General features: G+C 61.7%; 10 protein-coding genes. 5 read left to right on the top strand and 5 right to left on the bottom strand.

Annotated elements, in window-relative coordinates:
- Together OP498_RS06770 and OP498_RS06765 are read left to right on the top strand one after the other, a co-directional pair.
- On the top strand, positions 1 to 600 hold the full coding sequence (locus OP498_RS06770; protein ID WP_280549906.1) for a 2-hydroxychromene-2-carboxylate isomerase: 600 nt from the start codon (positions 1 to 3) through the stop codon (positions 598 to 600).
- A complete protein-coding gene (locus tag OP498_RS06765; RefSeq protein WP_280549908.1) occupies positions 600 to 1,361 on the top strand; it encodes a haloacid dehalogenase type II in 762 nt (253 codons plus the stop codon). The genes OP498_RS06770 and OP498_RS06765 overlap by 1 nt, the downstream gene beginning before the upstream one ends.
- Positions 1,362 to 1,575: 214 nt before the next feature.
- Here the strand turns inward: OP498_RS06765 and OP498_RS06760 are convergent, their stop codons facing one another.
- Positions 1,576 to 2,226, bottom strand: a complete 651-nt coding sequence (locus OP498_RS06760) for a flavin reductase family protein (RefSeq protein WP_280549911.1) — start codon at positions 2,224 to 2,226, stop codon at positions 1,576 to 1,578.
- Positions 2,223 to 3,539 (bottom strand): DUF2252 family protein, encoded by a 1,317-nt coding sequence (locus OP498_RS06755; protein WP_280549913.1) that lies wholly within the window; start codon positions 3,537 to 3,539, stop codon positions 2,223 to 2,225. Before OP498_RS06755 ends, OP498_RS06760 begins: the two co-directional genes overlap by 4 nt.
- A gap of 141 nt (positions 3,540 to 3,680) precedes the next feature.
- Between OP498_RS06755 and recC the strand changes: the two genes are divergently transcribed.
- Genes recC through recD form a run of 3 tightly spaced genes read left to right on the top strand, consistent with a single transcriptional unit; the run spans position 3,681 to position 13,739 of the window.
- Positions 3,681 to 7,406 (top strand): exodeoxyribonuclease V subunit gamma, encoded by a 3,726-nt coding sequence (gene recC, locus OP498_RS06750; protein ID WP_280549915.1) that lies wholly within the window; start codon positions 3,681 to 3,683, stop codon positions 7,404 to 7,406.
- Entirely contained in the window at positions 7,403 to 11,377 is a 3,975-nt protein-coding gene (locus OP498_RS06745) for a UvrD-helicase domain-containing protein (RefSeq protein WP_280553022.1), read from the top strand. Before recC ends, OP498_RS06745 begins: the two co-directional genes overlap by 4 nt.
- A complete protein-coding gene (gene recD, locus OP498_RS06740) occupies positions 11,370 to 13,739 on the top strand; it encodes an exodeoxyribonuclease V subunit alpha (RefSeq protein ID WP_280553021.1) in 2,370 nt (789 codons plus the stop codon). Before OP498_RS06745 ends, recD begins: the two co-directional genes overlap by 8 nt.
- A 210-nt stretch (positions 13,740 to 13,949) precedes the next feature.
- Here the strand turns inward: recD and OP498_RS06735 are convergent, their stop codons facing one another.
- The 3 genes from OP498_RS06735 to OP498_RS06725 all read right to left on the bottom strand — a co-directional run bounded on the left by OP498_RS06735 (position 13,950) and on the right by OP498_RS06725 (position 19,895).
- The gene (locus OP498_RS06735) at positions 13,950 to 17,717 is read right to left on the bottom strand and encodes a hypothetical protein (RefSeq protein WP_280553020.1); all 3,768 of its coding nucleotides are present in this window, start codon (positions 17,715 to 17,717) and stop codon (positions 13,950 to 13,952) included.
- 365 nt (positions 17,718 to 18,082) lie between these two features.
- On the bottom strand, positions 18,083 to 18,733 hold the full coding sequence (locus OP498_RS06730) for a uracil-DNA glycosylase (protein ID WP_280553019.1): 651 nt from the start codon (positions 18,731 to 18,733) through the stop codon (positions 18,083 to 18,085).
- Between the two features lies 1 nt (position 18,734).
- A complete protein-coding gene (locus OP498_RS06725; protein ID WP_280553018.1) occupies positions 18,735 to 19,895 on the bottom strand; it encodes a nucleoside triphosphate pyrophosphohydrolase family protein in 1,161 nt (386 codons plus the stop codon).
- Between the last annotated feature and the right edge of the window lie 36 nt (positions 19,896 to 19,931).

Below are 19,931 nucleotides of genomic sequence, written 5' to 3'. Positions count from 1 at the left end.
ATGCCGACCACGATCCGTTACTACTACACCCACGTCTCGCCGTGGAGCTACCTGGGCCACGCGCGCCTCGGCGAAATCGCCGCCCACCACGGGGCCCGCATCGACTACGTGCCGATCACCCTCGGGGCGATCTTCCCCAGGACCGGCGGGATGCCGCTGGCCAAGCGCGCCCCCGAGCGCCAGGCCTACCGCATGGCCGAGCTCAGGCGCTGGCCACAGCGGTTGGGCATTCCCCTCAACCTGGAGCCGGCGCACTTCCCGACGGATGACCGCCCGGCGGCGCGGCTGGCGCTGACGGCCAAGGCCCAGGGGCATGACATCGCCGACCTGTCGCTGGCACTGATGCGGGCCTGCTGGGTCGAAGAGCGGGACATCGCCGACCCCGGCACCCTGCGCGAGATCGCCGAGGCCTGCGGGCTGGACGGCACGGCCCTGCTGGAGGACGCCGAGAGCGAGGCGGGCCAGCGGCGCCTGGACGAAGCCTGCCAGGCGGCGCTTGCCGATGGCTGCTTCGGGGCGCCCTGGTACCTGCTCGAGGGCGAGCCCTTCTGGGGACAGGACCGCCTGGAACTGCTCGAAGAGGCCCTGAAGAGCAGATGATGCCACAACCGCCTGCCGCCCTGGCCGATGTCAGGGCCCTGACCTTCGATGTCTTCGGTACCGTGGTGGACTGGCGCAGCAGCGTCATCCGCGAAGGCGAGGCGCTGGGCGAGCGCCTGGGCCTGGCGGTGGACTGGGCGGCCTTCGCCGATGCCTGGCGCGGCGGCTACGCGCCGGCCATGGATCGGGTGCGCCGCGGCGAGCTGCCCTGGACGCGCCTCGATGCGCTGCACCGCATGACGCTGGACCGCCTGCTGGACGCGTTCGGCATCAGTGATGCCCTCGACGAGGCCGAGCGCGAGAGGTTCAACCGGGTCTGGCACCGCCTGGACCCCTGGCCGGACAGCGTGGCCGGCCTGGCCCGGCTGCGCGAGCGCTACGTGCTGGCCACCCTCTCCAACGGCAATATGTCGCTGCTGGTGAACATGGCAAAGCGCGCCGGCCTGCCCTGGGACTGCGTGCTCTCGGCGGAGCTCGCCGGCCACTACAAGCGCGACCCCGAGGTCTACCAGATGGCCGCCCGCCTGCTCGACCAGCCGCCTGAACGCATCCTGATGGTCGCCGCCCACCAGGACGACCTCCAGGCCGCCCACCGTGAGGGCTTTCGCACCGCCTTCGTCAAGCGCCCCCTGGAGCACGGCCCCGACGCCACCCCCGACCTCTCGGTGGATCCGGTCTTCGACCTGGTGGCCGACAACTTCCACGATCTGGCCGACCGACTCGGCCTGATGGGAGCCCTGCCCATGCGTAAGAAGCGGTGATGTCGCAGGAGCACAGCTTGCTGCGCGATACATCGCGATACGCCGGGCGCCTGGCGGCGCCAATCGCTCAGTAAACTGAGCTCCCACATGGTGGTATCGCTCGTTGCTTGAGACTCATTATCGACGTGCGATTGCCTTGTAAGATGAACCTTGACCATGACCCTTGACTATGACCCCCTGGGGGGGCCGGTCAGCCGGGCCGCGTGGAAGGGCTTCAGCCGCCGCGCTGCTGGCGGCTCATGGCGCTGCCCGAGGCGGGGCGCTCCACCTCGAAGAGGTCGGTGCAGCGGGCGTAGTCGTTGCCGGCCATGCGCCCGATCGGCCTGAGCCCCTCGGTACTGACGTGGCGGCCGTCCCAGAGGGCGTCATCGACGTGGATCGACACCACCTCGGCCAGCACCAGGTTGCCGGCCAGCGGCTGGTCGCCGAAGCGGATGATCTCGCGCAGCCGGCAGCCGAAGGCCACCGGCGCCGAGGCCACCCGCGGCACCGAGACACCGGGTATCTCGGCCTTCTCCAGCGCCGCCAGGGTGAACTCGTCCTCGCCGCGCGCCAGCCCCGCGCTGGTGGCGTTCATCTCCTCGACCAGTCCCTCGCCGCTGATATGCACCACGCACTCGCCCACCTCGTCGAGGTTGCGGATGGTGTCCTTGGGACTGGCGTCGCCGTCGAGCAGCGGCGAGAAGCCCAGCACCGGCGGGTTGACGCTCACCACGTTGAAGAACGAGAAGGGCGCCAGGTTGGTATTGCCCGCCGCGTCCCGGGTCGAGACCCAGGCGATGGGGCGCGGGCAGATGCTGCCCGAGAGCAGGCGGTAGATCTTGCCCGGGCTCAGGGCGTGTTCCTCCAGCAGGTAGTCGCTCATGACGGCGTCTCCTCGTTCCACTCCATGAAGGTACGATAGTCCTGGCGCACGCAGTCGGCATAGCTGAGCGCCAGGGTGGTCACCATGTCCACGCAGCGCTCGCCCCGCCCCTCGACACAGGTACCGACAGCGCGGGCGAAGCGTCCGGGATCGTCGGGGCTCAGGGCATGGGCGCCGCGCAGGTGTTCCCGGGCCAGGATGCGCCCCCACTGCGTGACCAGCTGGCGGTAAGGCTTGGCGCCGTCGAGCTTGTGGGTCGGGAAGTCCTCCTTGTAGGGCGAGCGCTCGCGCACCGAGAACACGGTATCACCCAGGTGCAGCCAGCCCAGGTAGGGGTCGGGATGCTCGGCGATGGCCACGAAGGCGGCCGCGTGCCGCATTCCCTCGTGGGGAAAGGCGCGGCGCCAGGCGCGCTTCTCGGCGCTGTCCATCAGCCGCCAGCCCTCCGGCGCGGTCTGCTGCTTGACGTCGAGGATGACGTCGTCGTGCTCGTGGTCCTGCCCGCCCTCGATCAACACATAGTAGCGCTCCAGGCCCAGCGAGCCGGTGCCGGCATCGAGGCGCTGGGCCATGTCCTTGACGCGGAAGTGCCCCGCCTCGGCCTCACGCCGGGCACCGCCCAGGGTCTGGCGGTACTCCTCCTCGACCGCCTTGCGCAGCTGGCTGGCCAGGTGCGCCGGCATGGCCGCCAGCTTCTCGGGGCGCTCGGCGAAACGCCGGCCGTCGTCGCTCAGCACGGTCCATTTCTCGAGCATCTTCGCCCGGCTCTTCTTCCTGCCCACCTTCTTCATGAAGGGCTCGAGCGGCCCCTTGGCGGTGGCCAGGGTCACCGCGCCGGGCACCTCACCCTCCACGTGACGGGCCAGCTCGTCGTGGTAGCTGGTGACCAGCGCCTCCAGCGCCTTGCGAATCCCCTTGCCCGACAGACCGGTATTCTCCCGGGCATCCAGTACCAGGCTGATGGCCAGGCGCCACAGGTCATACTGGTAGTCGCCGATCATGGCGTCGTCGAAGTCGTCCATGCCGTAGCGCACGGCGTCGTCGTGATGACCGTAGGCGCCGAAGTTGTAGGCGTGGGCATCGCCCTGCAGCCAGGTCTGGGTCTCCGGCAGGCCGCCGAACAGCGCGAAGCGCCAGTCGTGCCAGACGTCCCACCAATAGAGATGGTTGGTGCCGCGAAAGAAGCGATAGGGCGACTCGGCGAGCTTGGCGTACTTGGCCGCCCGGACCTGGTCGGAGAGCGGGGCATTGGCCGCGGTGATCTCGTCGAGGACCTGGCGGGCGCGATTGTGGCGGGTCAGCGGTTGGGACATGCCTGGATTCCATTCGTTAGCGGGTGCGAAGGCCAGTCAATCAGGCCCCCGGGAAAGTGGCAAGGACGCAAGGCAACCCATGCTCCACGAATGTGGCACCATGAAGGGCACCGCTCCGGCACCCAGCGAAGGAACCGCGCCATGCCCCTAGATCTTCAGGGCCCCGAGCTCAAACCCGGCTTTATGGTGATCCATGGCAACCGCCTGGAGGCCCTGCGCGGCCTGGCGGTGGAGTGGATGCGCCGCCACCCGCTGGGGCCGCTGGAGAACGAGACGATCCTGGTGCAGAGCAACGGCATCAGCCAGTGGCTCAAGCTCGCGCTCGCCGAGGACCGCGCCCAAGGCGGTGCCGGCATCGCCGCAGCACTCGACGTCACCCTGCCGGCGCGCTTCCTGTGGCAGGCCTACCGGGCTGTGCTGGGAGAGGAGCAGGTGCCGCCGGTCTCGCCCTTCGACAAGCCGCGGCTGATATGGCGCCTGATGCGCCTGTTGCCCGCCCTGCTCGACGCCCCCACCTTTGCGCCCCTGGCGCGCTTCCTCGCGGATGATAGCGACCTGCGCAAGCGCCACCAGCTGGCCGAGCGCCTGGCCGACCTCCTCGACCAGTACCAGGTCTACCGCGCCGACTGGCTAGCGGCCTGGGCGGCGGGCGAGGACGTGATCCTCACCGCCCGCGGCGAGGCCCGGCCGCTGGCCGAGGAGCAGCGCTGGCAGGCCGAGCTGTGGCGGGCGCTGCGTGACGACATCGGTGAATCCGGCCTGGCCTCCAGCCGCGCGGCGGTGCACGAGCGCTTCCTCGAGGCGTGCCAGGCGCTGACGAGCGAGAGCCCTCAGCTGTCCTTTGAGAGCCCTCAGCTGTCCTTTGAGAGCCCTCAGCTGTCCTTTGAACAGCGCCGGCCGGCAGGCCTGCCGCGCCGGGTCATCGTCTTCGGCATCTCCTCGTTGCCCGCCCAGACCCTGGAGGCGCTGGCCGCCATGGCCCGGGTCAGCCAGGTGCTGCTCTGTGTGCACAACCCCTGCCGCCACTACTGGGCGGATATCATCGAGCACAAGGACTTGCTACGGGCCGAGAGGAAGCGCCAGCAACGCCGTCCCGGCATGCCGGCGGACCTCGCCGAGACCGAGCTGCACCTCCACGCCCAGCCGCTGCTGGCCGCCTGGGGCAAACAGGGCCGCGACTACCTGCGCCTGCTCGACGAGTTCGACGAGCAGCAGGCCTACCGGGGCCTCTTCGAGGGCGAGGCGCTGCGCATCGACCTCTTCGACTCCCCTCTCCACAACAACGCCGAGCCCAGCCTGCTGCGCCAGCTGCAGGACGATATCCTCGAGCTGCGCCCGCTCGCCGAGACCCGCGAGGCCTGGCCCGCCGTGGACCCGGCCCGCGACCGCTCGCTGCGCTTCCAGGTCGCCCATAGCGCCCTGCGCGAGGTGGAGATCCTCCACGACCAGCTGCTCGCCGCCTTCAGCGAGGACCCGACCCTCAAGCCCCGCGACATCCTGGTGATGGTGCCCGACGTCGACCAGTACGCCGCCGCGGTCCAGGCGGTGTTCGGCCGCCTCGACCCCGACGACCCGCGCCATATCCCCTTCACCCTCTCCGACCAGGCCAGCCGCCACCGCCTGCCGCTGCTGATCGCCCTGGAACAGCTGCTGCGCCTGCCGGAGCTGCGCCTCTCGGTGAGCGACCTGCTCGACCTGCTGGAGGTGCCGGCCATCCGCGCGCGCTTCGCCATCCCGGAGGGTGGCCTGCCCACATTGCGCCGCTGGATCGAGGGCGCCGGCATCCGCTGGGGGCTCGATGCCCGCCAACGCCAGAGCCTCGACCTGCCGGAAGGCCTTACCGCCAACACCTGGGCCTTCGGCCTGCGCCGGCTGCTGCTCGGCTATGCGGTGGGCGACGCCGCCGAGGGCCACTGGCAGGGCATCGAACCCTACGACGACATCGGCGGGCTGGAGGCGGCCCTGGCCGGCCCCCTGGTCAGCCTGGTCGACACCCTGGCGGCCCAGTGGCAGACCCTGGCCGAGCCCTGTGACGTGGCTACCTGGGGCGAGCGGCTGCGCGACCTGCTGGAGGCCTGTTTCCTGGCCGAGTCCGACCAGGACCTGATGGCGATGACCCGGCTCGAGCAGGCCCTCGACGCCTGGCAGGAGAGCGCCGAGGAGGCCGAACTCATCGAGCCCCTGCCGCTCTCGGTGGTGCGCGAGCACTGGCTCGCCCAGGTGGACGAGGCGAGCCTCTCCCAGCGCTTCCTGGCCGGCGCGGTGAACATCGCCACGCTAATGCCGATGCGCGCCATCCCCTTCCGCCACGTCTGCCTGCTGGGCATGAACGACGCCGACTACCCCAGGGTGCAGCGGCCACTGGACATCGACCTGATGGCCCAGGACTACCGGCCTGGCGACCGCTCACGCCGCGAGGACGACCGCTACCTCTTCCTCGAGGCGCTGCTCTCGGCCCGCGACCGGCTGAGCATCAGCTGGGTGGGGCGCAGCATCATCGACAACAGCGAGCAACCGCCCTCGGTGCTGCTCGGCCAGCTGCGTGACCACCTGGCCCGCGGCTGGCGGCTGGCCGGAAAGGCAGACGATACCGACGGCAAGGCGCTGCTGGCGGCGCTGACCACCGAGCACCCACTGCAGCCCTTCAGCATCGAGTACTTTCGTGGTGCGGCATCGGGCACCGGTGGAGAGGGCTCCCGCCTGGCTACCTTTGCCCACGAGTGGCGCGAGCTGCACCGACCCGACTTCAAGCCCGCGCCGGCCAAAGCGGGGCCGCTGCCCCCGTTCCGGCAGGAAAGCCCGCTGACCCTGGCCCAGCTGGGCAACTTCCTCAAGGCGCCGGTACAGGCCTTCTATACCACCCGGCTCAAGGTCTTCCTGGAGATCGAGGCCATGGAGCGGCTCGACCACGAGCCCTTTACACTCGACGGCCTCGACCACTGGCAGCTCCAGCATGCGCTGATCGAGGCGAGCCGCGCGGCGGTGGAGGCCGGCGAGCCCCATGAGCCCACCATGCTGGCCACCCTGGAACGCCTCGAGCGCCAGGGGCGCCTGGCCATAGGCGGCTTCGCCGAGCAGATGCGTGACAAGCTCGTCGAGCCCATGGACACCCTCTTCGCCGACTATCGCCAGGTGCTCGGTGAATGGCCCCACGCCCTGGACGAGCCGCTCGGTGTCTCGCTGGACCTGCAAGAAGCGCTGGGCGAGGGTCTGGCGCTGGAGGACTGGCTGGGCGAGCTGCGCGTCAACGACGCCATGGAGCGCTGCCGGGTGCTGCTCACCACCAGCAGCCTGGTCAAGAAGAGCAAGTACCAGTGGCGGCACTGGCTTACCCCCTGGGTGGCCCACCTGGCGGGTCAGCTGGAGGGGCCCATGACCACGCGTCTGCTCTCCCGCGCCGGCGGTGGCACCCTCGCCCCGCTCCCCGCCGAGCAGGCCCGCGCTCACCTGGCCGACATTGCCGCGGCCTGGCAGCTCGGCATGGCCACCCCCCTGCCGCTGGCCCGGGACACCGCCTTCGCCTGGCTGGAGAAGGGCGGCACGCCCCAGGCCATGGCCCGCTGCCTCGCCGACCGGGCCAGCGAGGAGGACGACAAGGCCTGGAAGGCCGCCGACACCGCCTTCCACGGTAGCGGCTACCACAACGACCACGGCGAGCGCGGCCGCGACCCCTACCTGATGCGCCAGTGGCCGGAGCTCGAGGCCATGCTGGATGCCAAGCTGTCGCCAATGGGGTCTGACCCCGCAGCCGGCACCATTGGCTTCGCCGAGCTGGCCGAGCGGCTCTACGCCCCGCTATTACAGGCGGTACGCAAGCCGAAGGAGAAGAAGGGAAATAGCGGCAAGGGCAAGGGAGGCCAGGCATGAGCACGCAGGACCATAAGACGCCCCCCACCCTGGACCCGATCCACCTGCCGCTCACCGGCAGCCGGCTGATCGAGGCCAGCGCCGGCACCGGCAAGACCTTCACCATCGCCCTGCTCTACGTGCGCCTGGTGCTGGGCCCGCGGGACGAGGCCGACGCCGAGAGCTTCTCCCGCGCCCTCACCCCGCCGGAGATCCTGGTGGTGACCTTCACCAACGCCGCCACCCGGGAGCTGCGCGACCGCATCCGCGCCCGGCTGGTGGAGGCTGCGGATGCGTTTCAATCGGGGACAGACCCCCATTTCGCAGAAATGGGGGTCTGTCCCCCATTCGACCCGCTGCTGGCCCTGCGCGATAGCTACCCCCGCGAGCGCTGGCCCGCCTGCGCCCGCCGCCTGCAGCTCGCCGCCGAGTGGATGGACGAGGCCGCGGTCTCCACCATCCACGCCTGGTGCCATCGCATGCTGCGCGAGCATGCCTTCGAGAGCGGCAGCCTCTTCTCGCTGGAGATGAACCTCGACCAGTCGGAGCTCGAGCTCGAGGTCGCCCGGGACTACTGGCGCAGTTTCTACTACGCCCTGGACGCCGAGGCCCTGGCGGTGGTCACCCACTACTGGGAAACCCCCGATGCCCTGGCCGAGGACGTGCGCCGCCTGCAGGGCGACGCCGACCTGCTGCCCGATGCCCCGCCTCCCGCCAGTGCCCTGGCCGCCATGCAGGCCGAGCGCGAGCAGGTGCTGGGCGAGCTCAAGGCGCCCTGGCCCGCCTGGGTGGATGAACTCGCCAGGCTGTTCGATGAAGGTCAGCAAGCCAAGGCGTTCAATGGCAGCAAGATGCGCAAGGACCATCGCAGCAACTGGCTGGACAAGCTGCGCGAGTGGGCCACAACCGACATGGATTGGCCGGACCTGGATCGCAAGGCCGCTGCCTGGCACCGTCTGACACCCGCGGGCATCGCCGAGATCTGGAAGACGGGCGAGCCGCTGGACCACCCGGCCCTGCACGCCCTGGCCGAGCTGCCGACACACCTCGAGGCCCTGCCCGACGCCCACGCCGACCTGCTGGCCCACGCCGTGCACTGGATGAGCGAGCGCCGCGAGCGCATGCAACAACGCCGCGCCGAGCTCGGCCCCGACGACCTGCTCGAGCGTCTCGACCGCGCCTTCGAGGGCCCCGCCGGCAAGGCGCTGGCGGCCCACGTGCGTCGCCAGTTCCCTGTAGCCCTGGTGGACGAGTTCCAGGACACCGACCCGGTGCAATATCGGCTCTTCGACCACGTCTACCGCCTGGCCCAGGCGCCGGATCCCGAGGACCCCAGCGCCGTGCTGCTGATCGGCGATCCCAAGCAGGCGATCTACGCCTTCCGCGGCGCCGACATCCACACCTACCTGCAGGCGCGACGCGACACCGCGGGTCGCCACGTCACCCTAGGCACCAACTTCCGCTCGGCCACCGCCATGGTGGAGGCCGTCAACCGGGTGTTCCGCTTCGCCGAGTCTCACCCCGCCGGCCGCGGCGCCTTCCTGTTCCGCTCGGCCGAAGGCGACAATCCAGTACCGTTCTTCCCGGTGGCGGCCAAGGGCAGGAAGGATTCCCTGACCCGCGACGGCGAACCGCTGCCGGCCATGACGTTGTGGCATTTGACGGGCGGGCACCTTGAGTCCGGGAGCGACGCGGCTGAAGGGATGAGCAAGGGCGCCTACTTCAAGGCGATGGCCGCGCGCTGCGCCACCCGGATGGCCGAGCTGTTGCGCGAGGGCCAGGCCGGGCGAACCGGCTTCAGCGAGCCGGGCGAACCCTTCCGACCCCTCAAGCCGTCGGATCTCGCCGTGCTGGTCAACAACGCGAACGAGGCCAGGGCGATCCGCAGCGCGCTGCTCGAGCGCGGCATCAAGAGCGTCTACCTCTCCGACAAGGAGGGGGTGTTCGAGACCCCCGCGGCCCTAGAGCTGGAAGTGTGGCTCGCCGCCTGCGCCGAGCCCGACAGCGAGCGGCGCCTGCACGCCGCGCTCGCCATGCCCAGCCTGGGCATGGGCCTCCACGATCTCGATGCCCTGCAGCACGACGAGCTGGCCTGGGAGGAGCGCGTGCTGCAGTTCCGGGCTTACCACCGCCAGTGGCAGCGCCAGGGCGTGCTGCCCATGCTGCATCGGCTGCTGGCCGACTTCGCCGTGCCCACGCGGCTGCTTGCAAGGAGGGACGAATCGGCGAGCGGGATGCAGCACAAGGCGCACGGAGCACAGGAAGCGAGACATAACGAGGGGTTAGGCGAGCTTTCGAGCACCGCGCAACGCAGTGATGCGCCCGCGCAGCGATTCGTCAACGGCGAGCGGCACCTGACGGACCTGCTGCACCTCGGCGAGCTGCTGCAGCAAGCCAGCGCCGAGCTGGACGGCGAGCACGCCCTGCTGCGCCATCTCAGCGAGGCTCGCGCCCAGCCTCCGGCGCAGGCCGACACCCACCGCCTGCGCCTGGAGAGCGACGCCGACCTGGTGCAGGTGATCACCATCCACAAGTCCAAGGGGCTGGAGTACCCGCTGGTCTTCCTGCCCTTCATCTGCGCCTTCCGCGAGAAGAAGGCCAGCGACCTGCCGCTCACCTGGCACGACGAGGCAGGCCGGCGCCACCTTTCGCTGGAGGCCGACGAGACGCTGCTGGCCCGCGCCGACGACGAACGCCTCGGCGAGGACCTGCGCAAGCTCTACGTGGCCCTGACCCGCGCCCGCCATGCCACCTGGCTGGGCATCGCCCCGCTCAAGGGGCTGGAGCGCAGCGCCATCGGCCAGGTGCTCACCGCCGGTGCGCCGCTCTCGCCAGACGGCCTGCTGGATGCCCTCTTCCCCCTCGCCAAGGGGGCTGAGGAAACGGAGCTGACGGTGGAGCCGGCGCCCGAGCCCGATGACCTGGTGGTGCCCATCGAGGCTCACGACGAAGCCCTGCGTGAGGCACTCAACCCCACACGCCGCGCCCGGGAGCACTGGTGGATCGCCAGCTACTCGGCGCTGCGGCTGGGCGTCGAGCGCATCGGGGGTGAGGAGGAAGCGCCCGAAACGGCGCTCTCCATGGAAGAGCCCGAGACCGCGCTCCTGACCCCGCTATTGAGAGAAGAGCCCGAAACCGCTCTTGAGGCCACCGCCCGGGAGATGCGCGACGAACCCCAGGACCCGGCCGGTGCGTCCATGGCGGTCAGCGAGGCCTCACTCCACCTGTTTCCTCGAGGGCCGGCAGCGGGCACCTTTTTGCACGGCCTGCTGGAGTGGGCCGGGCACGAGGGCTTTTCACGGCTGGCCGCCGAGCCCGAGCGCCTGAATGACACCCTGGCGCGGCGCGCCAACCTGCGCGGCTGGCGCGAGCGCATCCCCGCGCTGCAGGCCTGGCTGCGCGGGCTGCTGACAAGCGAATTGCCGGTGCCGAGCGCTCCCGACGGGCCGGTCGCACCGCTGCACCTCGACCGGTTGGAGAGCGCTCACTATCAGGTCGAGCTGGAGTTCTGGTTTGCCGCCCACCAGGTCGACACCGCTCGCCTGGACGCCCTGGTGAGCGCTTACACACTGGGCGGCGCCGCCCGCCCAGCGCTGGAGCACGACCGGCTCAACGGCATGCTCAAGGGTTTCATCGACCTGGTGGTGGAGCACGAGGGGCGCTTCTACGTGCTCGACTGGAAGTCCAACCACCTGGGCCGCGACGACGCGGCCTATTCCGAGGCGGCCATGGTTGATGCGGTCCGCGAGAAGCGCTACGACCTGCAGTACTGCCTATACCTGCTGGCCCTGCACCGCCTGCTCAAATCGCGGCTGCCGGACTACGACATCGACCGCCACCTGGGTGGGGCGCTCTACGTCTTCCTGCGCGGCCAGCACGCCCCCTCCCGCGGTGTGCACCGCGAGCGCCCGCCACGCCAACTGATCGAAGCACTGGACGCCCTGTTCCGCGACGCCCAGCACGTCACGACAAAGGAGCCCAGCCATGAGTGACCACCCGCACACCGACGAGGCCACCCCCAACGAGGCCGCCACCGCCGAGGCCCTGCACGACAGCGAGGCGCTGTTCGCCCTGCTCGACCGCTGGGTGGCCCGCGGCTGGCTGCGCGCCCTGGACCGCGCCTTTGCCGCCTTCCTTGCCCGGGAGGTGCCGGACGCCCCCGCCCCGCTGCTGCTCGCCGCGGCACTCGCCAGCCACCAGCTCGGCCGCGGCCATGTCTGCCTGGATCTCGAACTTACCCTGGCCGAGCCGGACCTGGCGCTCTCGCTGCCGCCCGAGGGCGACAGCCTGGAGGACCCGCCGCCGCGGCCCAGCCAACTGCTCGGCGAGCTCACGCTGTCCGGCTGGCAGGAAGCGCTCACTCACCCGCTGATCATCGGCCACGGCCCCGGCAACACCCCGCTGGTGCTCGACGGCACCCGGCTCTACCTGCGCCGCTACTGGCACCACGAGCGCTCGATCCAGCAGCACATTGCCGCCAGAGTGGAGACCCCGACACCTCGCGATGGCGCCGATCGGCGCCCGGATGATATCTCAGAAACTGACGCAAGCCCTTGTGGGAGCTCACGGTCCGGCGTTCCGGCTCTGCTGCGCGATGGCGCCGCCAGGCGCCCTGATTTAAGCATGAACCTCGAGGCTCTCTCCCAGGCCCTCGATGCCCTCTTCCCCTCCAGCACCCGGCTGGACTGGCAGAAGGCCGCCTGCGCCCTGGCCGCCCGTTCGCCCTTCGCGGTGATCACCGGCGGCCCCGGCACCGGCAAGACCACCACCGTGGTCAAGCTGCTCGCCCTGCTGCAGACCCTAGCGCTGGGCGAGGGCCAGCAAGCGCTGCGCATCCGCCTGGCCGCCCCCACCGGCAAGGCCGCCGCGCGGCTCAACGAATCCATCGCCGGGCAGGTCAGCTCACTGCAGCTGGATGGCCTGGCCCCCCTGCTGGCTGCCTTAGAGAAGGATGAGGGCAGCAACCCATTGTGTGAGCCCAATTTATTGGGCGATGGCGGTGTCAGCAGGCTCAGATCCGCCATCCCCACGGAGGTCACCACCCTCCACCGGCTTTTGGGTTCCCGCCCCGACACTCGCCATTTCCGCCACAACGCCCGCCACCCGCTGCCGCTGGACGTGCTGGTGGTGGACGAGGCCTCCATGGTCGACGTGGAGATGATGGCAGCACTCCTCGACGCCCTGCCGCCCCGTGGGCGACTGGTGCTGCTGGGCGACAAGGACCAGCTCGCCTCCGTAGAGGCCGGTTCCGTGCTGGGCGACCTCTGCGCCAGTGCCGAGGGCGGCCACTACACGCCGGACACCGCCGACTGGCTCGCCGAGGCCACCGGCCAGGCGCTGCCCGCGGAGATGCTCGACGCCGAGGGTGCCCCGCTGGACCAGGCCATCGCCATGCTGCGCGTGAGCCACCGCTTCGATGCCGAGAGCGGCATCGGCCAGCTCGCCAGCGCCGTCAACCGCGATGAACAGGGCAAGCAGAAGCGCACCGCCATCCGCGGCGTGCTCGACCACGGCTATGCCGACCTCTCCCACCTGAAGCTCGAGACCGACCACGACCGGAAGCTGGAGCGGCTGGTGGTCTCGGGCCACGCCGCGGGCTTCCCTGATCGAGGAAAGAGCCGCGGCGAGGGCCGCACGCTGCGCGGCCGGCCCCTGCCGCCGCCAGTGGGCTATCGCCACTATTTAGAGGTAATGCAGAACCTGGAAGCCATGAAGCACGCCGCGCCGCAGGCAGGCGCGGATGGCGAGATCGACCGCGAGGCCCTGGACGACTGGGCCCGCGCGGTGCTCGCCGCCCACGGCCAGTTCCAGCTGCTCTGCGCCCTGCGCCGCGGCCCCTGGGGCGTGGAGGGGCTGAACGAGCGCATCCGCGTCGCGCTGGAGAAGGAAGGACTGATCGACACCTGCGACGGCCGCCGGCTCTGGTACCCCGGCCGCCCGGTGCTGGTAACGAGCAACGACTACGGCCTGGGGCTGATGAACGGCGATATCGGCATCACCCTGGCGCTGCCGCAACCGGCAAGCTGCAGCGATGGCGCAAAACGCGGCCCGGCGCTGCGCGTGGCCTTCCCCGCCGGGGACGGCAGCGGCGATATCAAGTGGGTGCTGCCCAGCCGACTGCAGGCGGTAGAGACGGTCTACGCCATGACGGTGCACAAGTCCCAGGGCTCGGAGTTCACCCACACCGCCCTGCTGCTCCCCGACGCCCCCAACCCGATCCTGACGCGGGAGCTGGTCTACACCGGCATCACCCGCGCCCGCCACTGGCTGACGCTGGTCGAGACCGGCCGCGGCCAACTGCTGGAGGCGGTAGAGAGGCGCGTGATGCGGGTGAGTGGTTTGGGGAAAGTATAAAAGGCTGCCATTGCCTCTACAGGCAATGGCAGCATTCGGCCAAAAGCGGCCACTGAGAGTTCTCTGATATATAAAGCTACGGCCCTTCCCCGCTATCAAGCAAGCTGAAAACTCAGCAATTGTTATGTGATAACATAGCCATAGCAATTGAACCATGCAAATCGGACGAAAAACCAGGCTGACTATTTATGACATAGTCAACATGTTTCTTTAATACAAACCAATATCTCTCTCTTCATCTCTCATAGATTCTTCATCTATCTGCCTATCAATATAATCAAGATGATTTTTAACCCAACGTCTAACATCCCCATTACCATGCTCAAGCAGGGGGCTTAACGCCGCTCTATCAGATTCTAAATAAGGAACAAGTGAACCCGACCAGCCTCGCGTACCCATATTAGCACTAAGCGCACTAGCTACGCGTTGGTCATCCCCAAACCTCTCCAGCAATGCTACAAATAGAGCCGATGGTTGCTGTTTACCATCAACAATTTCGAGGATGTTAATACTAGTAGCAACAAAACCGGGACCTAATTGCGGATTCTCCTCACACCATGCAATTAAGTTATCTATTGGAACCACAGACAATACACTCGGAATCTGGTTAGAGAAGCTATTTTCACGATCAAGGATCTGTTGCAACCAATACCGTTCCATCCCTTCAGCCTGGACGATAGCATCACCAAATATCGGCCAAAGCACATCGCTATAACTTCGCATTAGGTCAAGTAACAAAGGCTTTATATAGCTCCAGATATCACTATGATTTAAACCATACTGGCAAGCCGCAATTAGCTGATTGGTCAAAGCAACTGCAAAATCTTCATCCGGTTCCATCAACAGCTTTTCGGCCAAATCATGCCAGTGATGTGCATCAGTTACTGTATTTTCCTGACCTTTATACAAGGGAACATTAGAAACCAGTTTTTTAAGTGGGTCACGCAGACTATCGACACTGCCTTTGTTAGAAAAGCAATACATATAAATTACATTTAACGCTGACCAGCTCGCTTGCCCCCCAAGATCTGATAATTTTAAACAAAAATCGGCGATTACATTTTGAGCTATGCCATCCGTTACACTTCCATAACTAAGGGCATTTGCACTATTAGGTGGTAAATCTCCACTACGAATCAGATCGAGCAATATTTCAAGGTGCGACTTCTGAATTTTACCAGTGCGAATAAATTCAGGATACAAATATACAAGCCGTTCATCACCCAGTAATTTATCAAGATGTTTTTGCCACGCCTCATACGACTGCTCGAAAATCCCGCTGTACATTCCTAGGATAAACCTAGGATTCGCCTGATCGACAAGTAACATCTTTTCTAAGGACGACTCTATAAGTAAGTCCAGGTCACACGCACTGAGAGCTAACTGATATCCAAAAGAGAAAGACTGCTTTTGCTCACCCTGCAATAGCGAATGCAGATTTGGCAATAGCTCATCGATATTATTCGACACTTCCATGGCCAGGGATTTAGCATTTTCCGATGCTACATCTATATAATGTCCATCTTCACCTTTCCGGTGCTCCCAAGGCGGATTAATTACGACTATTTTGAGCTTTTCTGATAATCCGGCATCATCAGGGCTCAATATTTGTAGCCAGCTTTTCAATGCATCTCCCGCCTGCTGCCTCAATCCTTCTGAGTCATACTCAAACGTACTTTTAATGCTATCCAATGCTGCAGGCCAATAACGGCCGTTAACGGATACTATATGCCTAATAGCCGAATCCAACATCTCAATTCGGCCTCTAGCCACAAATCCACGGATAGAATAACCAATATCGGTTAACACTTTTTGTTTTTGCACTTCCCCCCGATCTAACAAAATCAGTAATAGATCGAAAGCTTCTTGCCAAACATCAAAAATTTCTTGCCAAATCTCAGGTCGCCATTCTTCGAGCGGCGCTTTGGTTCCCTGATACTCAGCCCCTACCATTCTGCTACCACCGTGAGTGTCGATTGCCTGGTTTAAAGCTTCTAGCAGTATCATATCAACATCAGGCTGATTCAAGTCTAATGCTCTTTTTAATAACGCAAACCGAGCTTCAGGCTTCGCAGCCGTTCCTGAAAGGTGAATGCGATACAATTGGGCAAACATTCCTGTTGCATTATTACTCCAGCTCTCATTTTCTGCAGATGCTAGAAGCAACATGCACCAAGCAGCTTCTGGAAATATTTCGGAGTGATAACACAATTTTTCCAGTGACCATACTAGATTTCGGCGAACATCACCTTCAATAGCAAATAACTGTTCATGGGTAAAGTGTTCAAGTGCTGCATATAATGCTTCGCTAGTAGATTCTGGGTTCACGTTTACAAATGCGCGAAAGAGCCTAGAACCCCGAACCGACAAGATCACTTCCGCTTGGCCAAAAGGGCCTTGTGGCCCACATAATTTTTCGGTTAGCTTTTTTACATCGGTGTGAAAATCCATTTTTTCAACCTGATGACAAAATCCCTCGACCATACCTTCAGGTATTCCATCAACAAGCTCCAACTGTTTCGCTTCCCTGGATTTAGTCCACCACTGTCCAGCAAGCCGAATGGCTAGAGGCTTTGGTACCACCTGTCCAAACCGCCCCCGCCGATCAATCAGCCCTCGTTTGGAGTATTCCTGGACACATTCGTAAACTTGATCAATGTCGATCCCTACCAAATTGGAAATATACTCAAGTTGGTTTTCTACTTCTTTCTCCACACCAAAAACATCAAAAAGAGAGCACGCCTCCAAAATCTTTAATTTGTCAGCATCTTCATGCTCGTCACGGCGCCATAACAGCTTGTTTGCTAATTCCTCTTCTGTTAATTCGCCTATTCTGGGCTCTTCAGATAACCTCGCTTCCGCTAACAACACGGCCATTTGTGGAAACCCCTGAGCAAACGCGACAATTCGATCGAGGTCAGGCAACTGATCTTTATATACGGGACTTAGCAATAATAAAAGCTCTTCGTCCGCCATCGGATCTAGCTTAAAGCACACCGTAGAAGATGAAACTGAATCAAAGTTATAATCTAGAGTCAGCAAACTGACCTGGCTGTTTTCTCGGCGGACTTCCTTTGCAAGGCTTTCATGTAGGCGATACTCACAGTTGTCTACAATTACTATTGCCTTCAAACCCAGACCAACCCAGTCAGCTACTAGCCCACCAATCGTGGGGGTGTGAACAGCATCAACATAAACGACGAGGTTTCTGATAGCATCGTTCTCTTCAAACAACTGAAATGCTGTCCTGGTTTTACCAAGCCCTGATAACCCCATTATTCGGAAGCACGACTTAGGCTGCTCTATTTTCTTAGACAAAGTATCAATAACGTCTTTTCTGCTTTCTACAGGAGCAAACGGAAGGCGAGATAATTCTTCATGCTCACTCCATAAATCAAAAGTCTTTAACCCTCGCTCAACTGGGTTGCCGATCCAATTCTGAACAGACACTACAGCTGGTATAAATTGATTTACCCAAGCAGCAACTTGAGCAGCATCATAGATTATAATTTCGCAATTATCTGCATAATCCTTACTTTGTTCACGAAGCTTTTCTCTTACTGCAGAAATACGCTCATTTTTTTGCTGATTATTTAGCTCTTGAGTTGTAAAAACAATATAGGCTCCTTTTTGATCAAGAACTTCTTCTACCTTTGGCTTTAATACACTTGGATTATCCCGCCCCCCAGCTGTCATTATTTCTTTCGCATATGCTGCAGCCCCCATATCGGTTGCTTTATTCTGAAACATGGTTAAACGATTCGGCAAATAATCCGTTTTTTCTGGCCCGCCGACCCAACTAATACGGCCGTCTTCTCCGCCATCGCCAACACGTATGTTTAGTGCTACCTCAACCGACCTCTGAGCTATGTCAAATTTATACGCCTCTGATTGTAGTAGCTCATTAAGCAGTTGAGTTAACTGAATATCATTCAGACGATTTATATCCGACGATTCGATCTTAAATGGTCTTGTCATTGGGTAAATCCGTTACTAAGGCATTAGTGATTTTTGGTATAGCATTGCATGTAGATGGAGAAGGTTCGTGCATTTCCGACATCTTCCCCAATAATAGGCATTACAATGCGCATTTTTATATTGACTTGAACGAGCATGCTGCCTTTGCCGGCATGGCCGCTTAGGGACGTTACCTGCCAATTCCATTCCATCAGCGCAGCCTAAAGTTCGGCATCCGGCCAAGAGCGGTCGTTCCTTAAGAAATAACATAACGCCTCATCAAAGGCCTAAAAAATCAGAATGAGGAACGAGCAACGCTGCTTAATATCGACCCATTTATAACCATTCGACATATTTCGCCACCGCAACCAATCCCTTAAAATTCTTCAACAACACTCAAATTCTTTGATGTTATATATTGACTTAATTTGCGAAAGAAATATATTCTTCCCGCCATAACTAGGATGCCTAACCTTCAAAACTTCACATTGCGACTTATAGCTCATTGCTGATTTTTCAGCATCATTTCCAATCGCCACCATCCGCTTAGGCTTCAATAACCTAACTAGCATTGCTAACAATTCTTGTCCGGCCATTCTTTCCTCAGAATTATGTGGGCGATTGCTAAAAGGGTTACCTTCTTCAAATGGGTGTAACGGAAAAACATTCCACAGAAAAATTGGACTCTTTATTTCTTCTAGAGCATTCCAAATAGCTGCTGCTGTTCGTTCTGGGACTGCCTGTCCTTTCGTTAAAATTTCAATCTCTACCCCCCATCTTTCTGCGTGATGAGAAAGGTGAACATCATCGGTAAGCGCTAACCCCGTTCGCCGGCCACCTCTATATCCCAAATCCCTACCAATCCATATTGAATCAACCTCCACCTCGGTTGCAGAGATCAACATTTTCTTCAATAGAGCACACCGTCTACTTGGGGCATCATAAACGTCATATACTTCACAGCGATCAGAATATGGGTTAAAAGTATTCTCGAACGCCATACTACCTAACTCTTCGACAAAAGATACAGGATCCATATTACACCCCTATAGGACGATAGGTTATTGTTCTATTTTCTCGATCACCGATGACAACGCCCCCATTATTTCTCTTCACTTCCCTAAATACGGAATAACCATGAAGAATAGCATTCTCCCACAATTTTAGAGGGCACTTCTCCACCTCATAACCTTGCACAAACTTCTGGATGGTCTTAAGTGCATCGAAAGACACACTATCATGGCCTTCAAAATAATCAAGCCCTTTTGAGTAAGAATAAAGCCAGGCGGTAAGCCCCTCCTCAACAACAACTGCTCTCCCTCCGTCCTGTGCTTCATCAAAGACGGGGTCACTTTTCCTTTTATGCTTAATCAACGCTCTAAAAGTCGGAGACCAATGCAGAATTGCGGCATAAGCCAAGTGGAAAACATCATGGAAGCGATATCCGTCAGGGTCTCGTATACTGTCAGTCAACGGCGACCCTATAAAAACATCATTCCACCTTAAATAGGTCTGCCCACTCTCTCTCTGAGTTATATGAATTTCAAAGCATCTTGGTAGCTGCTCTTCTTCGGGAAATTTAATGTCAAAATCAGGCAGCGAATCATTATCTGGAACAGCGAATCTACCAAGCGTTTTGATTATATTTTCATTTACCACTTTTGGAAATGAAAGGCCTGTAGCCTGCACCGCTTTCAGGTAGAGTCGAGCAAAATCAAGAAGTTCCCGTCGGACATTAAACGAGTCTTTCTCAGCTCTAAGCAACTGAGCTGCCACACATGCAAGATCGATAAGCGCATAATCTAATCTATTTGCTTTTTCAAAATTATCAAATTGTGAAATTGCTGAAACTCCATTATCATGCGCAGACATAATATTTGTAATCGCTTTATTTGAAGCAGTCTCAAATACTTCCGCTAACTCAATACCCATACGCCGGCACAATGCAGAGAAATACCAGAGCGCATCTCCAAACTCTTCTTCAACTGCTTCTTTATAAGCAGGATAAGCCTTACTCTCACGACGATATTTTTTTGAAGCGGCCATAATGCTACCTACTTCACCATAAAGCCCCATAAGAATCGGCCTGATATCTTCAATTAAAAACCTATCTGTTTCAACAACCACTCTCTCATAATCCTGCAGGGAAACAACTTTGTCTTTAGATTTTATCAAGCTACTTGCACTTATGGTTTCCATGAATCACCACCTTTTAACTACATGTTAGTCAGCCCA

Origin of the sequence: Halomonas sp. 25-S5 (genome assembly GCF_029889845.1) — a bacterium.
Taxonomy (GTDB): Bacteria; Pseudomonadota; Gammaproteobacteria; order Pseudomonadales; family Halomonadaceae; genus Halomonas.
Note: the sequence above shows the minus strand (reverse complement) of the source record. Positions and strands in the feature narration are given on the sequence as shown.